This is a genomic window from Oceanobacillus chungangensis (genome assembly GCF_003369565.1).
Taxonomy (GTDB): domain Bacteria; phylum Bacillota; class Bacilli; order Bacillales; family Amphibacillaceae; genus Oceanobacillus; species Oceanobacillus chungangensis.
In genome coordinates, this window is record NZ_PIOD01000025.1 from 195,288 (window position 1) to 218,730 (window position 23,443).

Consider the following 23,443-nt stretch of genomic DNA (forward strand, 5'->3'; position numbering starts at 1 on the left):
CTCTGTTCCACTTTAAAAAAACTCCATCTTAAGCACCAAACGCTCTCATCTGACATAAGAGCTCGAACTCCTTGTTAAAGCGGCATCCCCCGCTACAATGCCTTCATATCCAACCCCTCAATAAACCGAATAAACGCCTTCACAATATTTAACTGTAATGAATCCTCATGATAATACATCCAAGTCTTACGAGTAATCGGCTCCCCAGATGACATCGAGATTGGCTTAATAATCAGCTCAGGGTATGGTCTAACAACTAAATTTGCTAAAATTGCGTAGCCGAGTCCATTAATGACCATTTCCTTACATGTTTCTACTTGGTTAACCTGTATATTAATGTTAGGCCGTTGTTTATAATTCTGATACCACCAATCGTCAACAATAGTTTTCATCGTTTCATCTGTATAATAATCAATGCGTGGTAATTTGGGAAGATCCTGCCACTCGAAATCCCAGGGGGAGGCAATGCAAATCTCCTCTTCATAAAGCAACTCCTTTTGTTCCTTCCATGGATAATCCCCTTTGATAAAACTCAGATGGACATCGTGATTAAGGATTAATCGATGCATTTCACTACTCCATCCTGTTACAACCTGAAACTCTACATTTGGATATTCCTGTTTAAACAGTCGAAGTAATTTCGGCATTTTATTTAATGCAAAAAAATTCGAAACTCCAACACGAAGTATGCCCGCTACCTGATCCTTCATATTATTTAAATTTTCCTCGATTTCTCTTTGCTCGTGTAGCATCTTGATTGCATGCTCGGCAAGCTGCATTCCTTCTGGAGTAAATGTAATTCCTCGACGTTTTCTTAGTATAATTTGTACACCATAATGCTCTTCCAATTTTTTAATCCTTGATGTTAACGTTGGCTGAGTTAAAAATAATTGCTGTGCTGCCTGCGTAATATTTTCCGTATGATGTAAAGTTGCAAGCATCTCCCAATCTTGAAAGTCCATTCCTTGTCTACCTCACATTAAAGTTTAGATTTGAAAATCGTTTTAGATATTGAAAAAATTTATGCCTAATTATTAATATTATATATTTTTATAATTTTCAAATCAATATTATAATAAAGTTAGAGATAAAGATGAATGTGTCTCATAATAAAATGAGAGCGTTTTATTGCACGGATTTTTTACTATTGAAAGAGGAGGGGTTTTATGACATTAAAGGAAAAGTATGTTCCTGGACTAGAAGGAATTATCGCATCAGAGACAGCAATTTCTTTTCTTGATACAGAGCAGGAAAAGATAATTATTAAGGGTGAAGATTTGATAGCGTTATCAAAAGGTAAAGATTACCTTGATATTGTCAGCCTGTTATTAGAAGGACAACTCCCTAGCACGCCAGAAAAAGTAGCTTTAGAGGATAAGCTTAAACAACACTATGATTTACCAGATTCGGTAATAGAGCTACTAAAGCTTCTGCCAAAACAGACACATCCGATGGACGCTCAGCGAACAGGCATTTCGATGCTTGCTGGCTATGATGATGATCTTGATGACCGTTCACCTAGTGCTAATAAAGACCGAGCATATCAGCTATTAGGAAAGCTTCCGACATTAACTGTTAATAGTTACCGTGTGCTGCAAGGGCAAGAGATTGTTGCACCTAAAAAAGATTTATCCTACAGCGCTAATTTTCTATCTATGATAACAGGAAAAATACCGACAGAACTGGAAACAAAGATTTTTGATCAATTACTTCTATTATATAGCGAGCATGAGATGCCAAATTCAACATTTACTGCAAGGGTAATTGCTTCCACACAATCTGATATTTACGGTGCATTAACAGGTGCAGTTGCTTCCTTAAAAGGAAATCTGCATGGCGGAGCGAATGAAGTCGTAATGTATATGCTAAATGAAGCAAAGACTGTCGCTGAATTTGAAGAATTGATGCTTAAAAAGCTACAGAAAAAGGAAAAAATAATGGGATTCGGACATCGTGTGTATATGAAAAAGATGGACCCGAGGGCATTAATTGTGAAAGAAGCATTAAAAGATTTGTCTTTGCAATCTGGGGATAATCTATTGCTGGAAATGTGTGAAGCAGGAGAAAGTTTGATGGAACGTGAGAAGGGTCTTTACCCGAATTTGGATTATTATGCTGCACCAGTTTATTGGATGCTTGGAATTCCTATCCCATTATATACCCCAATATTCTTTAGCGCGCGGGCTGCTGGCTTATGTGCCCATGTAATTGAGCAGCATGATAACAATCGGATTTTTAGACCACGAGTAAATTATATCGGCAAGGCATACTAATGTAACGCGACGAATTGAAAGGATGAATGTCATGATAAATGTTGAAGAACAAAGGAAAACCGACGAACTAATTGAGAAAATTACGGATTACGTCTTAAATAAAGAAATTACGAGTGAAGAGGCATTCACAACTGCACACTATGTTTTACTTGATACGATTGGCTGCGGGATTCTTGCGCTTAATTATCCAGAATGCACGAAGCTTCTAGGCCCAATCGTTCCGGGGACAGTTGTGCCGAACGGTGCAAGGGTTCCGGGAACTCCTTATGTACTTGATCCGGTTCAGGCGGCATTCAATATTGGCACCATGATTCGCTGGCTTGATTATAATGACACGTGGCTTGCAGCAGAGTGGGGACATCCTTCCGATAATTTAGGGGGAATCCTTGCAGTAGCAGATTATATTAGCCGTGAACGTTTGGCAAAAGGCGGGGAACCGCTCAACGTACAAAAAGTGCTGGAAATGATGATTAAAGCACATGAAATCCAAGGTATATTGGCACTAGAAAATAGTTTAAATCGAGTTGGTTTGGACCATGTATTATTTGTAAAAATCGCGTCGACAGCCGTTGTGACAAAGATGCTCGGTGGTGGGAGAGAAGAAATAAATAATGCTTTATCGAATGCATGGCTTGATAATTCTAGCCTGCGTACATACCGCCATGCACCTAATACTGGCTCACGTAAATCATGGGCTGCGGGAGATGCGACAAGCAGAGCGGTAAGGCTAGCCATGATGGCTATGAAAGGCGAGATGGGCTATCCGACAGCATTAACTGCACCAGGCTGGGGATTCCAAGATATTTTATTTAACAATCAGGAATTAATTACGAAGCAGCCCTACGATAGTTATGTGATGGAGAATGTCTTATTTAAAGTTTCCTATCCAGCAGAATTCCATGCTCAAACTGCGGCAGAGGCTGCAGTTAAGCTCCATCCGGAAGTTTTCCAACGACTAAATGAAATTGATCAAATTACAATTACAACACATGAGTCGGCGATTCGGATTATTGACAAGAAGGGCCCACTCCATAATCCTGCTGACCGCGATCATTGTATTCAATATATTACAGCGATTGGACTATTAAAAGGAAATATTCTTGCCGAAGATTATGAAGATGATGTAGCTGCCGATCCAAGAATCGATGCACTTCGAGATAAGATGGTTGTCGTTGAGAATAAACAATATACAAAAGATTATCTTGATCCAGCAAAGCGATCAATTGCAAATGCAGTTCAAGTGCAATTTAAAGACGGGACAGTAACAGAAGAAATTGAATCTGAATATCCATTGGGGCACAGATTCCGACGCGAGGAAGCAATTCCTAAAATAATGAGGAAGTTTTCAGCAAATCTTGCAACCCATTATACAGAAAAGCAACGGAAGAAAATAGAAGAAGCAACAAGTGATTATGACAAGCTTACAGCATTAACTGTGAATGAATTTATGGAGATTTTCATTGACTAAAAGGGGAGAGGGAAAATGGCATGGATTGTCGATAAACCGTTAACACAAATCGAATTAGCAGAGCAATTTAATGTACTGATTCAAGAGAAAAAGATTCTGCAAATACCTGGAGCACATGATGCAATGGCAGCGCTAATCGCAAAAGAATCTGGATTCTCGGCGCTTTATCTATCAGGAGCTGCTTATACAGCAAGTCGAGGGTTACCAGATCTTGGAATTGTCACTTCTACAGAGGTAGCAGAACGGGCAAGAGATCTTGTTCGAGCAACTAACCTGCCATTACTCGTCGATATTGACACAGGATTCGGTGGTGTACTCAATGCCGCACGCACGGCAAGAGAGATGGTTGAAGCGAACGTCGCTGCTGTTCAAATTGAAGACCAGCAGCTTCCTAAGAAATGTGGGCATTTAAATGGAAAGAATCTCGTAACAACCGGAGAGATGGTACAAAAAATTAAAGCAATAAAGGAAGTAGCACCAACGTTAAACGTCATTGCTCGTACGGACGCAAGGGCTGTTGAAGGAATCGATGCGGCTATTGAAAGGGCAAAAGCATATGTCAAAGCAGGTGCTGATGCAATTTTCCCAGAAGCATTGCAAACAGATGAGGAATTTCATTTGTTTGCTGAAAAAATTGACGTTCCATTACTTGCAAATATGACGGAATTTGGCAAGACACCGTTTATCTCTGCGGAAGCATTTGAAGAGATGGGCTTTCGTATGGTAATTTATCCAGTTACCTCTTTAAGAGTTGCTGCTAAAGCATATGAACGAGTTTTCCAATTAATAAAAGAACAGGGCTCACAAGAAGCAGCCGTTACCGATATGCAAACAAGGAAAGAATTGTATGAGACGATAAGTTATGATGATTTTGAGGAATTGGATAGCAGTATTGCGAAGACGGTATTGTAACTAATGCTGAAGGAATCAGTGGGCAGACTGCTGGTTCTTTTACCATTTTGTGTCGTTTGCTGCTATTTTATATAAACTGTGGAATCGTTTGGAGTGAAGAGAGCTCACGGGCCAGTCGCTACAGAAATACACTACGCTTTCCGCGGGGAGCTGGTGAGCCTGCTTGTGCTGTCGCACTTCGCAGTCTCACCTAGGCTCTTCTTCCCGCAGGAGTCTTTATGTATTCCTTCCGCTGGGATGTATGAATTAAATTATTTATCCTAGTTCCTTATAAGAGGAGATGGGGTCACCTTCTCTTATGGCCGTTGATTGTAGCGGAGGACAGGAGACTCCTGCGGAAAAAGCAACAGCTGAAGATCCATCGGAAGTGGTTTTCTTCCGAAGGAGCTGAGGCGTTGCCCGCGGAAAGCGACTGTCCGTAGCGGAAATCAACGTTGCGCTTAGTTCGCAGTTTATTTCTACTTCTAATTACTTCCTTATCATATAAGCATATTTAAAGTTGTTACCCTTAGGCTTGGTGATAGCTTTCTAATAAATCGGCAATTCATTAAATAGCAACCTTCGAGAGTTCGACTACAGTAAAAAGGAGCTTATTCTTATGGAAAACTCAAAAGTAAAACGACTAAAGAAAGAAATGAAAATTCCTGTTATCATGGCACCGATGTTTTTAATATCCAACCCGGAAATGGTAATCCGTGGATGTGAAGCAGGAATTATCGGGACATTCCCTGCGTTAAATGCACGTACGACAGAACAATTGGGTCAATGGATGAGCGAAATAAACGATAAATTGAAAAAGGTGAAGACAAAGAAGCCAGAGAAAAAAATTGCACCTTGGGGAATTAATTTCATCAGTCATAAGTCTAATAAACGGTTCAAACAGGATTTGGCTTTAATTGAGAAACACCAGCCGCCGATTGTTATCACATCACTAGGTGACCCGAGCCCAGTTGTAAACATCGTTCATCAATATTATGGGCTTGTCTTTTCTGATGTAACAACAGTTAAATTTGCAAAAAAAGCATTAGAAAAAGGAGCTGATGGACTAATTCTTATTGCAAATGGTGCAGGTGGCCACGGAGGTACCTTAAATCCGATTGCTTTTGTCCATGAAGTCCGTGAGTTTTTTGCTGGCCCAGTTATATTGGGTGGAGGGATGTCAAAGGGGGAGGACATTCTTGCCGCCGAAATACTTGGTGCGGATTTTGCCTATATTGGGACGCATTTCATTGTTGCTGAAGAAAGTGGTGCAACAAAGGAGTATATGGAGATGACAATTAATTCAACGATTGAAGACATCATTTACACCCCAGCATTTAGTGGGATTTCTGCAAATTATTTGATTCCTAGTATCATAAAGTCTGGACTGGATCCGAATAAACTGCCTGAGAAGGGGAAAATCGATTTATCTGAATTAGAAAATCCAAATCTTCATGCTTGGAAGGATATTTTAGGGGCAGGACAAGGAGTTGGTGGCAATAAGAAGATTCAAACGATTGCCAGCATGATAGGCGAATTAGAAGAACAGTATGAAAAGGCAAAGCAAGGGGTGTGAAAGATTATCAAGCAATTGCAAATCGCTAAAAATTTTATCAGAAAACAACCAAATGAGGTGAAAATATGTCCCAATTCGTTAATGTAAGAACAGAAGACAATATCGCCTTTCTATCAATGAACAGACCAGAAAAAAGAAATGCATTATCGGTTGAGATGGCAAATGAACTGCTAGAAGCACTACATACAGCAGACCAGGATGAAGATGTAAAGGTGATTATTCTTTCGGGTGAAGGAAAGGCATTTTCTGCTGGTGGTGACTTAGAAACCTTGAAACGATTAAATAACACACCTGAAATTATGAAATATATGAATCAGGCAATGGAAGTAATAGAGACGATAAGAAAGCTAGATAAATATGTCATTAGTGCGGTGCATGGATTTGCTGCTGGGGCAGGATTCAGCATTGCACTTGCCGCTGATTTCGTAGTGGCAAGCTCTGAAGCTAGATTTATTAGCAGCTTCACTAATATCGGCATCATTCCAGATTTAGGTCTAATAAAAGCATTAACAGAAAGATTACCACCGAGTATTGTGAAAGAGTGGGTAACGTCAGGGAAATCGATAACAGCGCAAGAGGCATTTGAAAGAGGACTTGTGAATCGAATTGCAGACGGGAATTTATTAACGTATACAGCAAAATTTGCACAATTTATTATTGATGGTCCACCTTTAGCTAATCGATTCGTAAAACAGCTTGTTAATCATGCGGATGAATTAACAGGGGAAACAAATCGTATGCAGGAGACCGCCATTCAGACTTTACTATTACAGACGGAGGACAACAAGGAAGGCATTCTTGCTTTTTTCGAGAAGAGGAAACCTCTGTTTAAAGGGGAATAGAATGGAAATATAGAATATTGATTGCAGTCTCGATTTATTTTACATTTTAAGCTAATCTAATCAATTTAGGACCTCTTCCAATTCGAAGGGGTCTCAATTTAGACTAACAATCTTTTCTAGAAATTGTTCTTATTGATATAATAATAGAAAAGTCACAATATTGGAGGGGGATCTATGCTTCGTTTAAACAGTCCGTTCCGTGATGAAATTCTTGAAACAGTACTTGAAAATCTCTATTACTGTCTAGTTATTGTCGACGCAGAGGGCATCGTTATTTATTTAAATGACCATTATTGTAATTTCCTTGAAGTTAAAAGAGAAGATGCAATTGGAAAGCACGTTGCCGATGTGATAGAGAATTCGAGGATGCACATTGTTGCGAGAACAGGCATGGATGAGATTGCTGATCTGCAGTACATACGCGGCAATCATATGATTGCGAACCGAGTTGCAGTACGTGCGAATGGGAATGTGGTTGGGGCAGTTGGGATAGTTCTTTTTCGTGATACGAAAGAATGGATGAACATGAATAGCCATATAAAAGAGTTATTATTAGAATTAGAGGATTATCGTAAGCAATTGGATGCCCGTTACGGAACAACATATTCCCTGCAAGATATAATTGGAAATTCTTCACAAATTACCGAATTGAAAACGAAGATTAAAAAGATCGCACCGAGTGATGCTTCCGTACTAATCAGAGGAGAAAGTGGAACTGGAAAGGAGCTAGTTGCCCACAGTATTCATCATTTAAGTGAGCGGCATACGAAACCATTTGTTTCAATTAATTGTGCTTCGATTCCCGAGCACTTAATAGAATCAGAATTATTTGGCTATAAAGAGGGTGCTTTTACAGGGGCGAAGAAGGGTGGAAAACTTGGGAAATTCCAGCTTGCGAATGGAGGAACATTGTTCTTAGATGAAATTGGTGATATGCCATTAAATGCACAGGTGAAAATACTCCGAGTTTTGCAAGAAGGGGAAGTAGAAGCAATAGGTGCCATCGAGACCGATAAAGTAGATGTAAGAATCATTGCGGCTACTAATCAGCCACTGGAGAAACTGATCGAGGAACAGCAGTTCAGAGAAGATTTATTTTATCGAATAAATGTAATTCAGATGCAGACACCACCGCTTAGAGAAAGACCAGAGGATATTCGAGTACTAGCAAAATATATTCTTCAAAAGATAACGAATCGTACAGGAAAGCGCGTGCTTGATTTAGATACAAAGGTATTGGACTATTTTATGCATTACAAGTGGCCGGGGAATATTAGGGAGTTAGAAAACGTTATTGAATCAGCAGTACATCTTACAAACTCTGAGAATATACTTCTGGAAGATCTTCCAGATCATTTACAGCCAAATGGTTTAGTGAATGAAAATGCTGGTACATTAAAAGAGATTATTGAGAAAACAGAAAGGCTGGCAATAGAACGAACACTAATTAAAGCAAATGGGGACAAGCAAACAGCAGCGAAAATATTGGGAATCGGGAAATCAAGCTTATATGATAAAATAAGTAAATATGATCTTTGATTTCCACTAATATGGAATCCATTCCGAATTTCCGGAATAAAAGTTATTGGTAGCTTTTGAAAGTGTCTACAATATTTTATTAAAAAGAAACATACCTATTTTCCGAGAATCTGGAAAGTAGGTATGTTTTATTTTTAATTAGTGAGAGATTTTGAAATAGTTCACTCACATTATTAATTCATCTGAATGCTGGCATCTACAGGTATGATACTAGTTAAACTAATAACTTATAGGAATTTGAAATAGTTGGCATGATTTTTGCATGTATATATCTGGAAGGGAGAGAAGCAGTGATGAAACAAATTCATACATCATTTCATGAAGCAGTAAAGGATATTACTGATGGCTCGACGATTATGGTAGGTGGTTTCGGTCTTGTTGGCATTCCGGAGAATCTTATTTTAGCCCTCAGAGATTCTGAAGTAAAACATTTGACGGTAATTTCTAATAATTGCGGTGTGGATGATTGGGGTCTGGGATTATTATTACAGAATAAGCAGATTGATAAAATGATAGGCTCTTATGTTGGCGAAAATAAAGAGTTTGAGCGTCAAGTTTTATCTGGCGAGCTAGAAGTAGAGCTCGTTCCACAAGGGACGCTTGCAGAGCGAATTCGCGCAGGTGGAGCAGGGATTCCTGCATTTTATACTCCAGCAGGGGTAGGGACACCGATTGCAGAAGGAATTGAAGTACGTACATTTGATAATAAAGAATACTTGCTGCAAACCGCATTAAAGGCGGATTTTAGCCTTGTTCGAGCAGCGGTTGGTGATAAAATGGGAAATTTGATTTATAGAAAAACAGCGCAAAACTTTAATCCAATGATTGCAGCTGCTGGAAACGTGACGATTGCTGAAGTGGAGGAATTGGTTGAACCGGGTACACTTCCCCCTGCTCAAATTCATACTCCGGGAATTTATGTTCAACGGCTAATTGAGGGCAAACAAGAAAAACGTATTGAAAAGCTGACAATAACACAGCATGCATAAACCTTAGGGAGGAGGGAACTAAATGATAAAACAAAACAAGTTCGATAAAACGTCTGTAAGAGAAAGGATTGCAAAAAGAGCGGAACAGGAAATTGTAAGCGGTTCCTATGTGAATTTAGGAATTGGCATGCCGACGATGGTTGCAAATTATATTCAAACTGGAAAAGAAGTTGTGCTTCAATCAGAGAACGGTTTACTTGGAATCGGTCGATTTCCCTATGAGGAAGAAGTAGATCCAGATTTAATCAATGCTGGGAAAGAAACCGTAACAGCGATAACAGGGGCATCTTATTTTAGCAGTGCCGAGTCATTTGCGATGATCCGTGGAGGTCATATAGATCTTGCCATTCTGGGTGGAATGGAAGTTTCTGAAAAAGGAGATCTAGCAAATTGGATGATACCTGGGAAAATGATTAAAGGGATGGGCGGTGCTATGGACCTCGTCCATGGAGCGAAGAAAATCGTCGTAATAATGGACCATGTGAATAAAAATGGAGATGCAAAAATCTTAAAAAGCTGCACACTTCCACTAACAGGAAAAAATGTTGTCAATCGGATTATCACCGATCGTGCGGTAATCGATGTAGAAGATAAGGGGCTAGTACTTATTGAAGTTGCAAAAGGATTTAGTATAGAAGAGATTATTGAATCAACTGATGCAGCGTTACATGTGAGTGAAAGCCTCCGAATGGGTACGTACTAAATAAAGGAGGAAATGTAAAATGGTCAAAGATAAAGTAGTTTTTATTACAGGTGCAGCAAGCGGAATTGGTCATGAAATTGGTATTTCCTTTTTGAAAAATGATGCAAAGGTAGTATTCTCGGATATTAACGAGGAAAAGGTAAAGGAAGTAACGGAGCAGCTGCAAAAAGAGGGTTATGACTGTCTAGGAATAAAATGTGATGTAACGAAGGAAGAAGAGCTGCAGCAAGCAATTGATAGGACTGTGGAGCAGTATGGAAGGCTGGATGTTTTATTTAATAACGCTGGACTGCAGCATGTTTCCGCATTAGAGGATTTTCCAACAGAGAAATTTGAATTCATGACGAAGGTAATGCTAGTTGCTCCGTTTATGGCAACAAAATATGTTTTCCCCATCATGAAAAAGCAAGGGTTTGGCAGAATATTAAATATGGCATCAATCAATGGGGTAATCGGTTTTGCGGGTAAAGCAGCCTATAATAGTGCCAAACATGGGGTCATCGGCTTAACGAAGGTAGCGGCATTAGAAGGGGCAGATTATGGCATTACAGTGAATGCGATTTGTCCTGGATATGTTGATACACCACTCGTTCGAGGACAATTCGCTGACTTGGCAAAGACTCGAAATGTACCACTGGAAAAAGTGCTTGAAGAAGTATTATATCCATTAGTGCCACAGAAACGCTTACTTGACGTACAAGAAATTGCTGATTATGCTCTATTTTTGGCGAGTGATAAAGCAAAAGGTGTTACTGGCCAAGCAGTATTAATCGATGGCGGTTATACTGCACAGTAACAAACTGAAAGGAGATAGCAGGAATGAAAGCGGTATATATTTTAGAAGGTGCTAGAACACCTTTCGGAACGTTTGGTGGAAGCTTGAAGGATGTTGACCCAACAGAACTAGGTGTCACAGCAAGCAAGGAAGCCATTCGTCGCAGTGGTATTGATCCAAACAGCATTGATTTTTCGGTCATTGGCAATGTCATTCATTCTGCAAAAAATGCACCATACTTATCACGACATATTGCTTTGAGATCAGATATCCCATTGACAAGTCCCGCACTGACAGTTAATCGCTTATGTGGTTCGGGACTTCAGTCGGTCGTTTCTGCTGCCCAGGCGATTATGCTTGGCGACGGGGAAGTGGCGCTTGCTGGTGGTGCTGAAAATATGAGTCTGTCACCACATGCATTAAGAGGAAGTAGGTTTGGTACAAAGCTTGGAACACCACAAATCGACGATACTCTCATGCTCTCTTTAACTGACGAATATATTGGCTCTGGCATGGGTGTAACGGCTGAAAATCTCGCTGAAAAATACTCGATTACACGAGAAGAGCAGGATGAATATGCCTATTTAAGCCATATGCGAGCCGCTGAGGCAAGACGTCAAGGAAAGTTTGCTGAAGAAATTGTTCCAGTTGAAATATCAACGCGAAAAGGAACATTGACATTTAAGGAAGACGAACATATCCGTGAAGATACGTCCACAGAAAAATTAGCAAAGCTCAGGCCATCGTTTAAAAAAGACGGTACAGTAACGGGTGGAAATGCGAGCGGAATCAATGATGGTGCAGGTGCAATTGTGGTGGCAAGTGAAAATGCTGTACAAAAAAATAGTTTAAATCCATTGGCTAAAATAATTACCTGGGGTATTGCTGGAGTAGACCCAGCTTTGATGGGCATAGGTCCCGTCCCTGCGATTAAACATGCATTAGAAAAAGCGTCGGTGACAATAGACGATATAGATCTTTTTGAAATAAATGAAGCCTTTGCAGCTCAATATTTAGCTGTAGAAAAAGAACTAGGCTTAGATAGAGAAAAGGTAAATGTAAATGGTGGCGCCATTGCGCTAGGACATCCGATTGGGGCAAGTGGTAATCGAGTATTGTACACATTAATAAGGGAACTAATTAGAAGTGAGAAGAGATATGGTGTTGCATCCTTATGTATTGGTGGAGGACAAGGAATCGCGATGATAGTAGAGAGGGTTTAGTTTTTTTTGCAGATAGGTAGGTCTAAACTTTAGATATTCTTAGGTTAGTAGAAGCAAGCCTTTACGAAATATATTAAATTGTCAAGGGGGATGTTACATGGAATTAATTACAATTTTAGTAGCACTAGCGCTATTAATGACTGCTGCATATCGCGGATATTCTGTTATCCTATTCGCGCCGATAGCTGCCTTATTAGCTGTTCTCTTTATTGATCCGATCAACATACTGCCTTTCTATTCCGGTGTATTCATGGAAAAGATGGTTGAATTTATTAAGAACTATTTCCCTGTCTTCTTATTAGGTGCCATTTTCGGGAAAGTTGTTGAAATGTCTGGAATTGCAGAATCTATTGCAAAAACAATTGTAAGATTTATCGGTGCTAAACAGGCTATGTTGACGGTTATTTTGCTAGGTGCAATTTTAACATATAGTGGTGTAAGCTTATTTGTTGCCGTTTTTGCCATCTATCCTTTTGCGAAACAATTGTTTATTCAAGCAGATATCCCTAAAAGGTTGATGCCTGCAACGATTGCACTTGGTGCATTTACATTCACGATGGATGCCATACCAGGTACACCACAAATTCAAAATGTTATCCCTACCACTTTCTTTGGGACAAACATTTATGCTGCACCAGTACTTGGAATAATCGGGGGTATCATTGTCTTTGGTGCAGGACTTGCATACTTAGAGTGGAGAAAGAGACAAGCCAAGAAAAAGGGAGAAGGTTACTTTGGGTTTGGAGATGAAGCTGCTGCTGCTCTAGAACAAGAAAAAGCAACAAGTAGTGAAGAATCTATGCCAAATTTAAACTCGAATCAATCTGTTTTAAAACAGATTTTAGCATTTGTTCCACTTGTTCTCGTAGCAGTAATGAATAATTATTTAACGAAAGCAATACCAAGTTGGTATCCAGATGGATTTGATTTTGCCTTACTTGGATTGGAGCAATATGCTGTCGATGTTGCTAAAACCGCTTCGATCTGGGCAGTTGAAATTGCATTGATTGTGGGAATTATTACGGCACTCGCCTATAATTTTAAACGAGTGAAGACAAAGCTTAAAGAAGGACTAAACACGAGTATTGGCGGTTCATTATTAGCCGTTATGAACACAGGATCGGAATATGGTTTTGGTGGAGTTATCTCTGCTCTTCCTGGGTTTACCGCAATTAGTAATGGAATATCGGGTACATTTACGAATCCACTTGTTAATGGTGCTGTGACGACGAGTACACTTGCAGGTATTACAGGGTCTGCATCTGGAGGAATGGGGATTGCTTTAAGTGCAATGGCAGATCAATACAATCAAGCAATCGCCGCAGCGGGTATTTCACCTGAAGTTATGCACCGAGTTGTTGCGATGGCATCAGGTGGTATGGATACACTTCCACATAACGGCGCTGTAATTACGTTGCTTGCTGTTACAGGATTAACGCATAGACAGTCATATGGCGACATATTCATGATTACAATCATTAAAACATTAGCAGTATTTGTTGTTATCGCGCTTTATACGTGGTTCGGTATTATGTAACGGAATATTGGTTGAACGATTTTTTATGCAGATAGTAAATTGTTATTATATACTCCCGGAATTCCTAGGGACAGATTTGGACTATTATCGAAAAGATATAAAATAGGTGTGTTTTGTCCTTGGTAGTAGATTTTGATTGATTGTCTACTACTAGGGATTTTTCTTTGTATAGCTTCGTTATTTCACTCCAAATAGAATCGCTTCAACACTAGCATTCTGCTACAAATTATAGCCTACAATTAAACTATTGAATTGGAAGTATAAGGAGTTTGAACGGAATTATGAAAAAATAGGGATTTTTCTGTGGATATTTTTTGTTTAGTATCAAGTGGCTGTATGAATTCGGTTGCAGCATAAATAATTGGAGATTAGATTAAAAAAAATTTCATACTCACCTATGAGAGGGACAGTAACGGCAATGGATGTAAAAACAAATACTATTGCTTGGCAGCATAAATGGGATACTAATGCTTACAACGGTGCAATGACAACCAAAGGGAATCTATTATTTGTTGGTCATAATGATGGAAGGTTAATTGCCTATGATGCCACAACCGGGGAAAAAGTATGGGAATTCATGACAGATGCCGGAGTAAATGCCCCGCCAATTCCGTATGAAATCGATGGTAAACAATATGTCACGGTTATGGCGGCAGGTAATTCTCTAGCAGGTACGAAGCATGGTGATTCAATATGGACATTTTCACTAGATGGAAAATTTGAATCCGTTGACGATGTTGTAAAAGTGAATGCTGATGATACCTCAGCAGCAGGAGAATCAGAATCTGAAGATGATAAAGAGGGTGAATCAGTTTCATCTGGTGAGGGTAAGACAGCAAATGGGCTAGCAGTGTATGAAAGCAACTGTCTAGCCTGCGACGGTACAGAAGGTGCTAATGGTCATAATGGTCCTAGTTTACAGACTAGTAATAGCATCTAACAAGGATGAGGTTATCGCAAGAGTGAAAGCTGGAGGAGAAACCATGCCAGCCTTTGAAGGTACATTGACTGAAGAGGAAATTAACGATGTTGCAGAGCATATATAAGCGAGATTGTAGCAAAGCTAGATGAATAATTGATCCATTTGGGTAGGAAACTTCGTATTCTATCTTTTCTTTGCTTAGGAAACTATACAATTTGGATGCTGTGGATACTTAATTACCGATAATAGCCACGTCCAGCTCCAGCGCCCAGCGCGACTTCCCTCACCTCCGTACGATAAGTCAACATCGATTCGCTTTCGCTCATCGTGTTTCCTTTATCTCCTTCGGTTCAGTCCAGTCCGTAGGTCGCTAAACAGGCGCTTGCACTTTTGTTCTTTTTTCTTTAGCTTTGAAACAATAGAAAAATAGCTTACAATTAGGTTAATCATATTGCATTTACATAAGGGGTTTGAGTATTTAATGAAAAGATTAGGGCTTTTTTCTCTTGTCGTTTGTTGCCTATTGTTAAGTGGATGTATGAATTCGGTAACCGCACGAATCGTGGAAGATATGTATATGGCAGCATTAAATGGAGATGTTGATACAGCTGTATCGTATTTTTCTGAAGACTATTTAGCTGATAAACAATTAGATGAACTCATGAGTGAATTAACCGCTGATGTCATTAATATGGAAGGAATAGCCTTTATGAACATCATCGAGCTTAATGAACGGAAATTGAACTCAGAGCTAATCGAACAATTGGATAACAGCTACGGAGAGGGATGGCACTTTATAATCGCGAAAGTTGCCCAAGACCATATTATGACATGGGTTGTACAAAAAGGGAGTGCACAATATTATATTGTTGGTGGCGAAGAAGTGCACGTCGATAAATATAATGAGGAAATATTAAAATAGTTGGCAAACCAACTTACCTGTTTTAGGAACCAATAAATATGGGAAAACTTGAGGGTGATGATAAAACAACATAAGTGCATAAAGCAGTCTTTTATGCGATAATATGTCATACAAATTTTTAGCAGTTTAGAAAGGGAGACATAGAATATGAATTGTAAAATTAATCGAAATGCAGCTAAAGAATTAAAGAAAATGCTTGCTACAGAAGAAGCGGAAGGAAAAATGATCCGTGTATACATTGAACATATGCATGGTGATCATGCACATTACGGAATCAAGCTTGATACACCAACAGAACATGATGAAATTGTTAAAACAGATAAGGACGTAGATGTTTTACTTGATTCACGTGAAGAATTTCTTGATGGTATTTGGATTCAATATTTCTATGTAGATAATGAAGGATTCGTAATCACGAACTCATCAAAAGGTGGGCACCACCATCATTAAGATGTAGCTATAAAAAATCTCTGTTGCTCAGGTTGCAACAGAGATTTTTTATTTATTAAAGGGAAGTTTGAGGGTGGAAATGTTAATCGACCAAGCCCATACTAAAAGGTCCTGGTTAAAACGTTATTATCCTAATATAAGAATCATTGAATCGATCTGTACATGTATTCCACTAACATGGCGGATCATTTTTTATTTTTAGTTGGACATGCCTAGTTTAAGCGGAAAAGCCATGAAAGCAATAGATATCTATCATGCTAGACTATCTATCATTGATTGACAATAGCACATTTCTAATAGACTAAGCTTAATAACCATTCCTCGCGTTGCCAGGGTGAATATACATATAGAGAATAGGACATGTAAGGACGTTAGCGGAAATAGACGTGAAACGATGAGGGCCCTAAGTATCAATAGATTAAATCTAGCACAGTAAATGTCCTAGTAAACGATATAAGAAAGGAGAATAGAAATGTCTTTCGAAATAGGAATAACAATCCTAGTCTTCATTATGACCATGTCAATCATTTTTTGGCGTCCTAGGGGGATAAATGAAGCCTGGCCAGCTTCAGTCGGAGCAGGGGTTATTTTACTAACTGGAATTGTCTCACGTGCCGATATTGCCGATATTATCAATAAAATTGGCGGTGCATCGATTACTATAATGGCAACGATTGTCATGGCAATCATTCTAGAAAGCTTCGGTTTTTTTAACTGGGCAGCAGCAAGACTCGCTACACTTGCAAAAGGATCTGGCTATCGTCTTTATTGGTATATCCAACTTTTATGTTTTTTAATGACCCTATTATTTAATAATGATGGCAGCATATTAATTACTACTCCAATCTTAATCATACTTCTTAAAAACCTGCGCCTAAAGACAAGTCAAATGATTCCATATCTATTAACAGGCGCACTCATTGCAACTGCATCTAGCGCTCCGATAGGGGTAAGTAATATTGTGAATTTAATTGCACTTGAAATCGTTAATATGTCATTATATATGCATACAGCGATGATGTTCGTACCAGCTTCGATTGGACTACTCTTTATGTCAGGATTAATGTTCTTCGTAGTAAAGAAACAAATACCGGAGCGATTACCGAGTATTTCTTATGACATGGAAGAAGTGTTTTTTACAAAGAATTTCCATCCATTAAAAGGTCGAATCTCTGTTGAAACGAAACTTAAACGAACAAAATTCATGCTAAAAGTCCTATTTTTCGTGTTTATTATGCGCTGCCTTCTCTTCGTGGCTTCCTACCTGACAATTCCAATTGAATTGGTAGCTGTACTAGGTTCCCTCGTCCTGTTAATTTGGCGATGGTATCATTTAGGAACGAATCCGGTCGATATCCTGAAAAAAACACCATGGCATATCTTAATTTTTGCTTTCTCTATGTACGTCATTATTTATGGTCTCCATAATGCAGGCTTGACGGACTTTCTTGTTCAGGCAGCAGAACCAATTGTGACTCAAGGTCTAATGCAAGCGAGCTTCATCATGGGTGGACTAGTGTCTGTTCTATCGAATTTCTTTAACAATCATCCTGCATTAATGATAGGAACGATAACATTAACAGAAATGGGATTAGATCCGATTACTTTAAAGACAATTTATCTTGCAAATATCATTGGCAGTGACATTGGCTCCCTATTACTTCCAATCGGAACCCTTGCCTCCCTTATCTGGATGCATATTCTAAGACAGAATAAAATAAAAGTAAAGTGGAAGGATTATTTAAGTGTATCTGTGATTGTTATCCCGATAACAACAGTTGTCACTTTGTTTTTACTATATTACTGGGTACAGATTGTTTTTGCATAGAATCGATTCCCTTCTGAGGAGAATATTCTACGAGTAATTCATGATAACCAGTGTCATGGAAGAACATCAACCTATAAATTATCTCCTGGATAAATCTTCCTCCTTCTATATAGAATAAAGCATAAGTGGAATTAAAAAGGATTCCACTTATGCTTTATTGAAAATGAATGGTTTGAACATGGTGTATATTTACATATACGGTGTCTTGCCTGGCAGTTGCTAGTTCTAGATAGCTGCCCTTTATTTTCTTCAGCTGTCCTATCTTATCTGTTGTAGGTGCTAGGTCAATCACGACAATTTGCCCGACTAATTTTTCAATCTGAATATCTAACGTTCTTGACACACTAAGCGCCGATGGATTTACTGGCAGCATTTCCTTTTCTAAGGAGTATGGTGTTTGATGATCATGGTATGGAATAAGCCATTTAAGATGCCGGAAAGGAATATACATTGTTTTATAGACTGGGGAGTAAAAAACAAAATAATCATTTAGGATGCTTGTAATATAGCCATGGATCGATTGCTGACCTGTTACGAAAATCTCAGAAAACATACCTTTCGCATTGGTTAGTACCTTTCTGAGTGAGATTTGGTCGTGTATATGGGCATTTTCTCCATCATCCATTGTGATTTCTTCGTCCACGTTCTGTTTAACCTTTTGAATATGCATGTTAGAAATATAGATATAATCAATCCCGTTATAAATAACAAGGACGTCGCTTCCTATTTCAAGCAGGATACCAATGTGGGGCCTTTTTCCAGAAATTTCAATCTCGATTACTTGTTGCAAGTATTTATTAAGAATATCCATTTATAAGAATCCCTCCTTTACATATATTTAGTAATTAACTCGATCATTTAGTAGTTATTAAATGTAATGATGAGAAGACAAATGTTGTAGAAAACAACTAGTAATAGGTCTTCCGCATAGAAATAGATAGTCGAAGGGCCAGTTTTAACGAACATTTGAACATCTTTAAGGAGAAATTTCAACTATTTGTATTAGAATAGGAAAATATAAAGACTCTCCCTTTTACAAATTTCGTAATAAGAAAAGCCGCTTTCAGCTCTAGTGTTAAAGCTGTAGTGAGACTTAACTCACCTCTGTATATAAGTAAACATCAATACGCCTTCTGTTTCCAAAGAGTTTCCTTTATCTTCTATAATGGAATGTTCGACAAGAATGCCACATCAAGTGGCATTGTCGAACCACCCCACGTCCTTAAATAGAAAGGAACTTTATTAACGTACGATATTTCTCAGGGAAGTCTTTCATGTCCTGTGAGGTGCAGCCCATACATCGCCATACGAGCGATTACGCTTTTGTTTTTGCTTTACTTTGACTTTGATAAACTGCAGTATTTCTTTTTTGTGTTGATTCTGTTTGTCGCTTCGTTGTTGGGAAGGTTCGATTTTTCGATTCTTGATTATTTGTTACTGTGGATTCATTCAATAATCTAGGTTTGAATTTATCCAATAAATGATTAGAATTTTCTTTATCCTTATCTTTGCTTTTTGTTATCTGAACAATATTTGTACTTATCTTCACCTGCTGGTTGGATGATTCTTCATTCGTTTCTTCACTTTTAGCTTGATCAATACTTTTAGTGAAGCGGATCGGCTGTCTTTCTTCTTCTGATTGCTTCGTATTTTTATTCGTATCTTGTTTACCTTCATTTTGGTTATTAGGAGCAGCTGGATGTTTTTTGGCAGGTTTCTTCTTAAGCTTACTAGAAAGCATTGCAATTTGTGAGATTGGTATAAACGAGATTTCATCTTTTACTACAAAGGTAATATAGTTATTGCTTACATTGCTTAGAAAGCCTTCGATTACATTGGCTCCATCTCTGCTAACCATTAGCCACTCATTCTCAAAGACTTTTAGTAATTCGAGAAAATTCAGTTGACTTAAGCTCTCGATTTCGGTTGTATCCTTTGCTTTGATATTTTTTGTGTTTTTCGTTAATTCTTTTATCTTATCAAGCTTTACATATTGAATGACATCTTTATCGTCTTTTAGAACAAGATAATCTTCCTTTACCTCGACTAATAATCCTTTCAAATTATGCGGCCCAGGATAGATGACTTTAATATCGAATCCGATTAATTGATTTAATAAGGAATAATGTTCACTCAATACAGGCACCTCCTTCTTACATGTTGATTATTTCAGAGAAAAGTTATCCTTAACTCTTCTCTGATTCCTTTGTTTCTTTATCGCCTTTTTCTTTACTGCCTTTATTCTTATCGTCCTTATCCTCACGATCATCATCTTCTTTGTCTTTCTTTGGTTTGTTGCCGATACTGATGTTATTAATGTGGAAGGTATATACGCGAATTACTTCTTTATTATGAACGAGTGTAATAATTTTGCTTGTAATATCATTTACTACACCTTCCGCTTTATCCGGTCCACGATTAATTTGAACCCATTTGTATTTCAAACCAGATAAAAGCGATTGAAAACTCTCTGCTCTTTGGTAATCATTTTCATCCAGTTCATCAAAGTCCAGGTCCATTCCTTCATTTACATTTGTAGCGAAACTCTTTACATGTTCTAGGTTATAATAAAGTACGCCATCATTGTCTGTTAGTAACGTGATAAAGTCACTATTAACTGCCAGTAACTTTCCTACTCTAGAATTTGGTCCACCTTGATTGACTTTTATTACTTTATTAATTAAAGATTCCAATTGCTTATTGTTATTAGTTTCTGATCCCATAATTCATAGTCTCCTTTGTAAGTTTTCTATGCGTTTTCACTGTATGTATATGCACCCCCGGATGACGATGAACTAGCCATGAGCCCGATTCAGTAACAATAAGGATATTGCCTAAGTAGAATTCTAGAGCGTGAGCGAATATGAAGGCTGTCAAATGAGATAACGGTATAAAAATAATTCCATTATTTGAATTATTAATGCTAAACTAATGAAAGAATTTAAAAAAAAAGGAGGAAACTGCTTTGACTAAAAATCTTGTTCCATTTCCGATAATTGAAACAAATCGATTAGTATTAAGAAAAATAAATATAAGCGATGCGAACAGTATTTTTCGCTATCTATCTGATAAAGAAGTAATGAAATATTATGGATTAGCCCCTTTTGAAACAGTTGACGAAGCTTTAAGTGAAATAGCATGGTATCAATCGATACTCGATAATAAAAAGGGAATTAGATGGGGAATCACCTTGAAAGAAGAAGATGTAGTAATTGGTAGCTGTGGCTTTCTAAACATGGTCCCCGAACATCATCGAACCGAAATTGGCTATGAACTAAGCAGCAGTTATTGGGGAAAAGGAATTGCAAGTGAAGCGCTCCATGCCGTAATAAGTTATGGGTTCGAGTGTTTCAACTTACAAAGGATTGAAGCACTAATTGAACCGCCCAACATACCATCACTAAAGCTAGTGGAAAAACAAGGATTTATTCGAGAAGGCTTGTTGAGAAATTATGAGTTTACTGGTGGTAAATTCGATGATTTATACATGTATTCATTATTGAAACAGGATTTTGTGGAACTTAAATAATAAATTTCATATTTACATATAGTTATAGATTTAGTTAGGTGGGAACATAATGTTACTTCTAAAGGGTGTAACTGGTATTACAGAAGATAATATGCATGATCAGCAGGATAGAAAGCAATTCAAAAAGCATTGCTACACATTTATCACTCAATATGGCGGTAAAGTAATCTGTTTTACAAATCCAAAGCTAGCTACAAACTATTTTTTAACAGAGGTTAAGATTTTTGGTCGGCTGCGGTTTATCTTATTAAACGAAATGTATCCATTTGTGGCATTTGCTTCGAATGTTTGTTATTCTGCTATTGATTTTGTAGATGAGTCGGAACTTTCCGGTTTATTTCGCCCTTATTATCGAGTTTTGCAGGCGAGAGAATTAAATGAAGATTTACATCTAAACCTTGGATCTAGAAAGGGCATGCTGTTAAATGTCAATGGATTAAGTAGGTTAGAAATGGAGAAAATTGCCTATTGGCAGCCGAAAACGGTTGGTGAGGTCATATTTAATCATTGGGATTAGAACTTTTAAATACATAATTGAAAGATAGGTTGAATTGCTTGAGTAAAATTAAACGGAAGAAAAAATTTTAAAAAAGAAAAGCATATAAGTGGGGATTGCTAATGTCTATCCCATTACCTTTAATCTTTCTTTTTACAATCTGGATGCCATTTTATGATTCACTATTTACGTTAGTTGCACTTTCTATATTTATTATGTATTCCATATTAACTATTATTGGCGTAATTTTTAGGATAGAAAGGATGTATCCTTTTATAGGCTACGGTTCTTTTATTCTAGTTTCAATATTATGTTTGTTTTCTGGTCTAAAGGCAGCCAGTGGGACATTATTCCTGCAAATCATCTTATTGGTGATTATTGGTGCTGTTTTTGTCTTTGGCTTTTGGGGTGAAGTTATTGTTCCTAAGTTAAAGGGGAAAGACTGGTTTAATACATTTGCATTAGGTGTATTACTGATTATTGTTTTTCCCGTCTTATTCGTAGCCGGAGCAACTATGGGAGGTCACCGAGAGTGGGAGATAGGGTTAATGCGATATATCTTTGGACAAGACCTCGGGGATAAAATCATTTCCTACCTATTTGGATTTGGTTTTCCGCTATTATTCATTAATTTAACTCATTTATTGTATCGGCTGGGAAGGAACAAAAATCAGGATATGACCAATGCTTGAAACAATAGCGGATGAAGCAAGTTGGATAGAGGTGATCATCGTTCTTGCTGAAAAATGAAAGTATCTTCATTAAATAAATAGCAGTAAACAAATCGTACATATTACCTTTGTTTATCAAGCGCTATACTTGCTCTTTACTTAGGGGCAGTTTTATAAACGAGGTTTTATATATCGGCAGGTAAGAAGCAGCTAAGAAAAAATCTCAGCTGCTTCAATCTCTAAATCTATTCAAGGTTCGCATGTTTCCCATACATCGTCTGTGAGTCGAGCCCTTTTTTCTCCATGAAGCTTAAAATAAGCGCATCATAGAACAATAACAGGGTCTGTTCGAATAAAGAGCCCATTGGCTGTATTGTTCGGTATTCACTTGTTGACTGGTCCTTAGGTGCACCAGGTAACTGGACGGTTACATCTGCTAATCTGCCAAGTGTAGAGTCTAGAGATATTGTGACAACGGCAACTTTTCCACCAATGCTTTTTGCCTTTTCAACCATTGGAATCAGACTCTTTGTCTCACCTGAACCAGAACCAACGATTAGGAGGTCATCAGCTTCAAATGTCGCTGTTATAGTTTCGCCTACGACATAAGAATCAAGTCCCATATGCGCCATGCGCATGGCAAATGCCTTGCCCATTAGACCTGAGCGACCAGCACCGGTAACAAAAATTTTATTCGATGTTAGAATACTCTCGACGAGTGTTTCCACATCTGTATGCGTTAATTGCTCAGCAGCATAATGTAATTCATCGATAATTCTTCGTATAAATTGTGCATTCTGCATCTTGCC

At 38.2% G+C, this 23,443-nt stretch carries 24 protein-coding genes; 19 read left to right on the forward strand and 5 right to left on the reverse strand.

The window, feature by feature from the left end; translation table 11 throughout:
- Positions 1-92: 92 nt before the first annotated feature.
- Entirely contained in the window at positions 93-962 is an 870-nt protein-coding gene (locus tag CWR45_RS17135; protein ID WP_115751057.1) for a LysR family transcriptional regulator, read from the reverse strand.
- Positions 963-1,166: 204 nt separating this feature from the next.
- Here CWR45_RS17135 and mmgD point away from each other — a divergent pair, with 204 nt between their 5' ends.
- From mmgD to CWR45_RS17210, 16 genes are all read left to right on the forward strand, one after another.
- Positions 1,167-2,273, forward strand: coding sequence for a citrate synthase (gene mmgD / locus CWR45_RS17140; RefSeq protein WP_115751058.1), 1,107 nt, complete (start codon positions 1,167-1,169; stop codon positions 2,271-2,273).
- A 31-nt stretch (positions 2,274-2,304) separates the two neighbouring features.
- Positions 2,305-3,741 carry a bifunctional 2-methylcitrate dehydratase/aconitate hydratase gene (locus CWR45_RS17145; protein ID WP_115751059.1) on the forward strand — a complete coding sequence of 479 codons (1,437 nt, stop codon included), beginning with the start codon at positions 2,305-2,307 and terminating at the stop codon, positions 3,739-3,741.
- Positions 3,742-3,756: 15 nt separating this feature from the next.
- Entirely contained in the window at positions 3,757-4,653 is an 897-nt protein-coding gene (prpB, locus tag CWR45_RS17150; RefSeq protein WP_115751060.1) for a methylisocitrate lyase, read from the forward strand.
- Between the two features lie 598 nt (positions 4,654-5,251).
- Positions 5,252-6,208: an NAD(P)H-dependent flavin oxidoreductase gene (locus CWR45_RS17155; protein WP_115751061.1), complete on the forward strand. Its 957-nt coding sequence runs from the start codon at positions 5,252-5,254 to the stop codon at positions 6,206-6,208.
- Between the two features lie 65 nt (positions 6,209-6,273).
- The gene (locus CWR45_RS17160) at positions 6,274-7,050 is read left to right on the forward strand and encodes an enoyl-CoA hydratase/isomerase family protein (RefSeq protein WP_115751062.1); all 777 of its coding nucleotides are present in this window, start codon (positions 6,274-6,276) and stop codon (positions 7,048-7,050) included.
- A gap of 174 nt (positions 7,051-7,224) precedes the next feature.
- Entirely contained in the window at positions 7,225-8,589 is a 1,365-nt protein-coding gene (locus CWR45_RS17165; RefSeq protein ID WP_115751063.1) for a sigma-54 interaction domain-containing protein, read from the forward strand.
- 293 nt (positions 8,590-8,882) lie between these two features.
- Positions 8,883-9,578, forward strand: a complete 696-nt coding sequence (locus CWR45_RS17170) for a CoA transferase subunit A (protein WP_115751064.1) — start codon at positions 8,883-8,885, stop codon at positions 9,576-9,578.
- A 22-nt stretch (positions 9,579-9,600) separates the two neighbouring features.
- Entirely contained in the window at positions 9,601-10,281 is a 681-nt protein-coding gene (locus CWR45_RS17175; protein WP_115751065.1) for a 3-oxoacid CoA-transferase subunit B, read from the forward strand.
- A 19-nt stretch (positions 10,282-10,300) separates the two neighbouring features.
- Positions 10,301-11,077: a 3-hydroxybutyrate dehydrogenase gene (locus CWR45_RS17180; RefSeq protein WP_115751066.1), complete on the forward strand. Its 777-nt coding sequence runs from the start codon at positions 10,301-10,303 to the stop codon at positions 11,075-11,077.
- A 23-nt stretch (positions 11,078-11,100) separates the two neighbouring features.
- A complete protein-coding gene (locus CWR45_RS17185) occupies positions 11,101-12,279 on the forward strand; it encodes an acetyl-CoA C-acetyltransferase (RefSeq protein WP_115751067.1) in 1,179 nt (392 codons plus the stop codon).
- 97 nt (positions 12,280-12,376) lie between these two features.
- The gene (locus tag CWR45_RS17190) at positions 12,377-13,816 is read left to right on the forward strand and encodes a GntP family permease (RefSeq protein WP_115751068.1); all 1,440 of its coding nucleotides are present in this window, start codon (positions 12,377-12,379) and stop codon (positions 13,814-13,816) included.
- 361 nt (positions 13,817-14,177) lie between these two features.
- Positions 14,178-14,756, forward strand: a complete 579-nt coding sequence (locus CWR45_RS17195) for an outer membrane protein assembly factor BamB family protein (RefSeq protein WP_484203129.1) — start codon at positions 14,178-14,180, stop codon at positions 14,754-14,756.
- Positions 14,722-14,862 carry a c-type cytochrome gene (locus CWR45_RS20185; protein ID WP_245975451.1) on the forward strand — a complete coding sequence of 47 codons (141 nt, stop codon included), beginning with the start codon at positions 14,722-14,724 and terminating at the stop codon, positions 14,860-14,862. The genes CWR45_RS17195 and CWR45_RS20185 overlap by 35 nt, the downstream gene beginning before the upstream one ends.
- A gap of 357 nt (positions 14,863-15,219) precedes the next feature.
- Positions 15,220-15,660, forward strand: coding sequence for a hypothetical protein (locus tag CWR45_RS17200; protein WP_147294844.1), 441 nt, complete (start codon positions 15,220-15,222; stop codon positions 15,658-15,660).
- A gap of 147 nt (positions 15,661-15,807) precedes the next feature.
- Positions 15,808-16,110: an iron-sulfur cluster assembly accessory protein gene (locus CWR45_RS17205; RefSeq protein ID WP_115751070.1), complete on the forward strand. Its 303-nt coding sequence runs from the start codon at positions 15,808-15,810 to the stop codon at positions 16,108-16,110.
- A gap of 472 nt (positions 16,111-16,582) precedes the next feature.
- Positions 16,583-17,938: an arsenic transporter gene (locus CWR45_RS17210; protein WP_115751071.1), complete on the forward strand. Its 1,356-nt coding sequence runs from the start codon at positions 16,583-16,585 to the stop codon at positions 17,936-17,938.
- Between the two features lie 154 nt (positions 17,939-18,092).
- Here CWR45_RS17210 and CWR45_RS17215 read toward each other — a convergent pair whose 3' ends face one another.
- From CWR45_RS17215 to CWR45_RS17225, 3 genes are all read right to left on the reverse strand, one after another.
- On the reverse strand, positions 18,093-18,749 hold the full coding sequence (locus CWR45_RS17215) for a DUF2642 domain-containing protein (RefSeq protein WP_115751072.1): 657 nt from the start codon (positions 18,747-18,749) through the stop codon (positions 18,093-18,095).
- 504 nt (positions 18,750-19,253) lie between these two features.
- Positions 19,254-20,075, reverse strand: a complete 822-nt coding sequence (locus CWR45_RS17220) for a DUF6897 domain-containing protein (RefSeq protein WP_115751073.1) — start codon at positions 20,073-20,075, stop codon at positions 19,254-19,256.
- A 49-nt stretch (positions 20,076-20,124) separates the two neighbouring features.
- Complete coding sequence (locus CWR45_RS17225; RefSeq protein ID WP_115751074.1) at positions 20,125-20,661, reverse strand: hypothetical protein; 537 nt, start codon at positions 20,659-20,661, stop codon at positions 20,125-20,127.
- Positions 20,662-20,903: 242 nt separating this feature from the next.
- Here CWR45_RS17225 and CWR45_RS17230 point away from each other — a divergent pair, with 242 nt between their 5' ends.
- From CWR45_RS17230 to CWR45_RS17240, 3 genes are all read left to right on the forward strand, one after another.
- Positions 20,904-21,467 carry a GNAT family N-acetyltransferase gene (locus CWR45_RS17230; RefSeq protein ID WP_115751075.1) on the forward strand — a complete coding sequence of 188 codons (564 nt, stop codon included), beginning with the start codon at positions 20,904-20,906 and terminating at the stop codon, positions 21,465-21,467.
- Positions 21,468-21,516: 49 nt separating this feature from the next.
- Positions 21,517-21,984 (forward strand): hypothetical protein, encoded by a 468-nt coding sequence (locus tag CWR45_RS17235; RefSeq protein ID WP_115751076.1) that lies wholly within the window; start codon positions 21,517-21,519, stop codon positions 21,982-21,984.
- Positions 21,985-22,085: 101 nt separating this feature from the next.
- On the forward strand, positions 22,086-22,655 hold the full coding sequence (locus CWR45_RS17240) for a hypothetical protein (RefSeq protein ID WP_115751077.1): 570 nt from the start codon (positions 22,086-22,088) through the stop codon (positions 22,653-22,655).
- Positions 22,656-22,879: 224 nt separating this feature from the next.
- Here CWR45_RS17240 and hxlB read toward each other — a convergent pair whose 3' ends face one another.
- Entirely contained in the window at positions 22,880-23,437 is a 558-nt protein-coding gene (gene hxlB / locus CWR45_RS17245) for a 6-phospho-3-hexuloisomerase (protein WP_115751078.1), read from the reverse strand.
- Positions 23,438-23,443 lie beyond the last annotated feature (6 nt).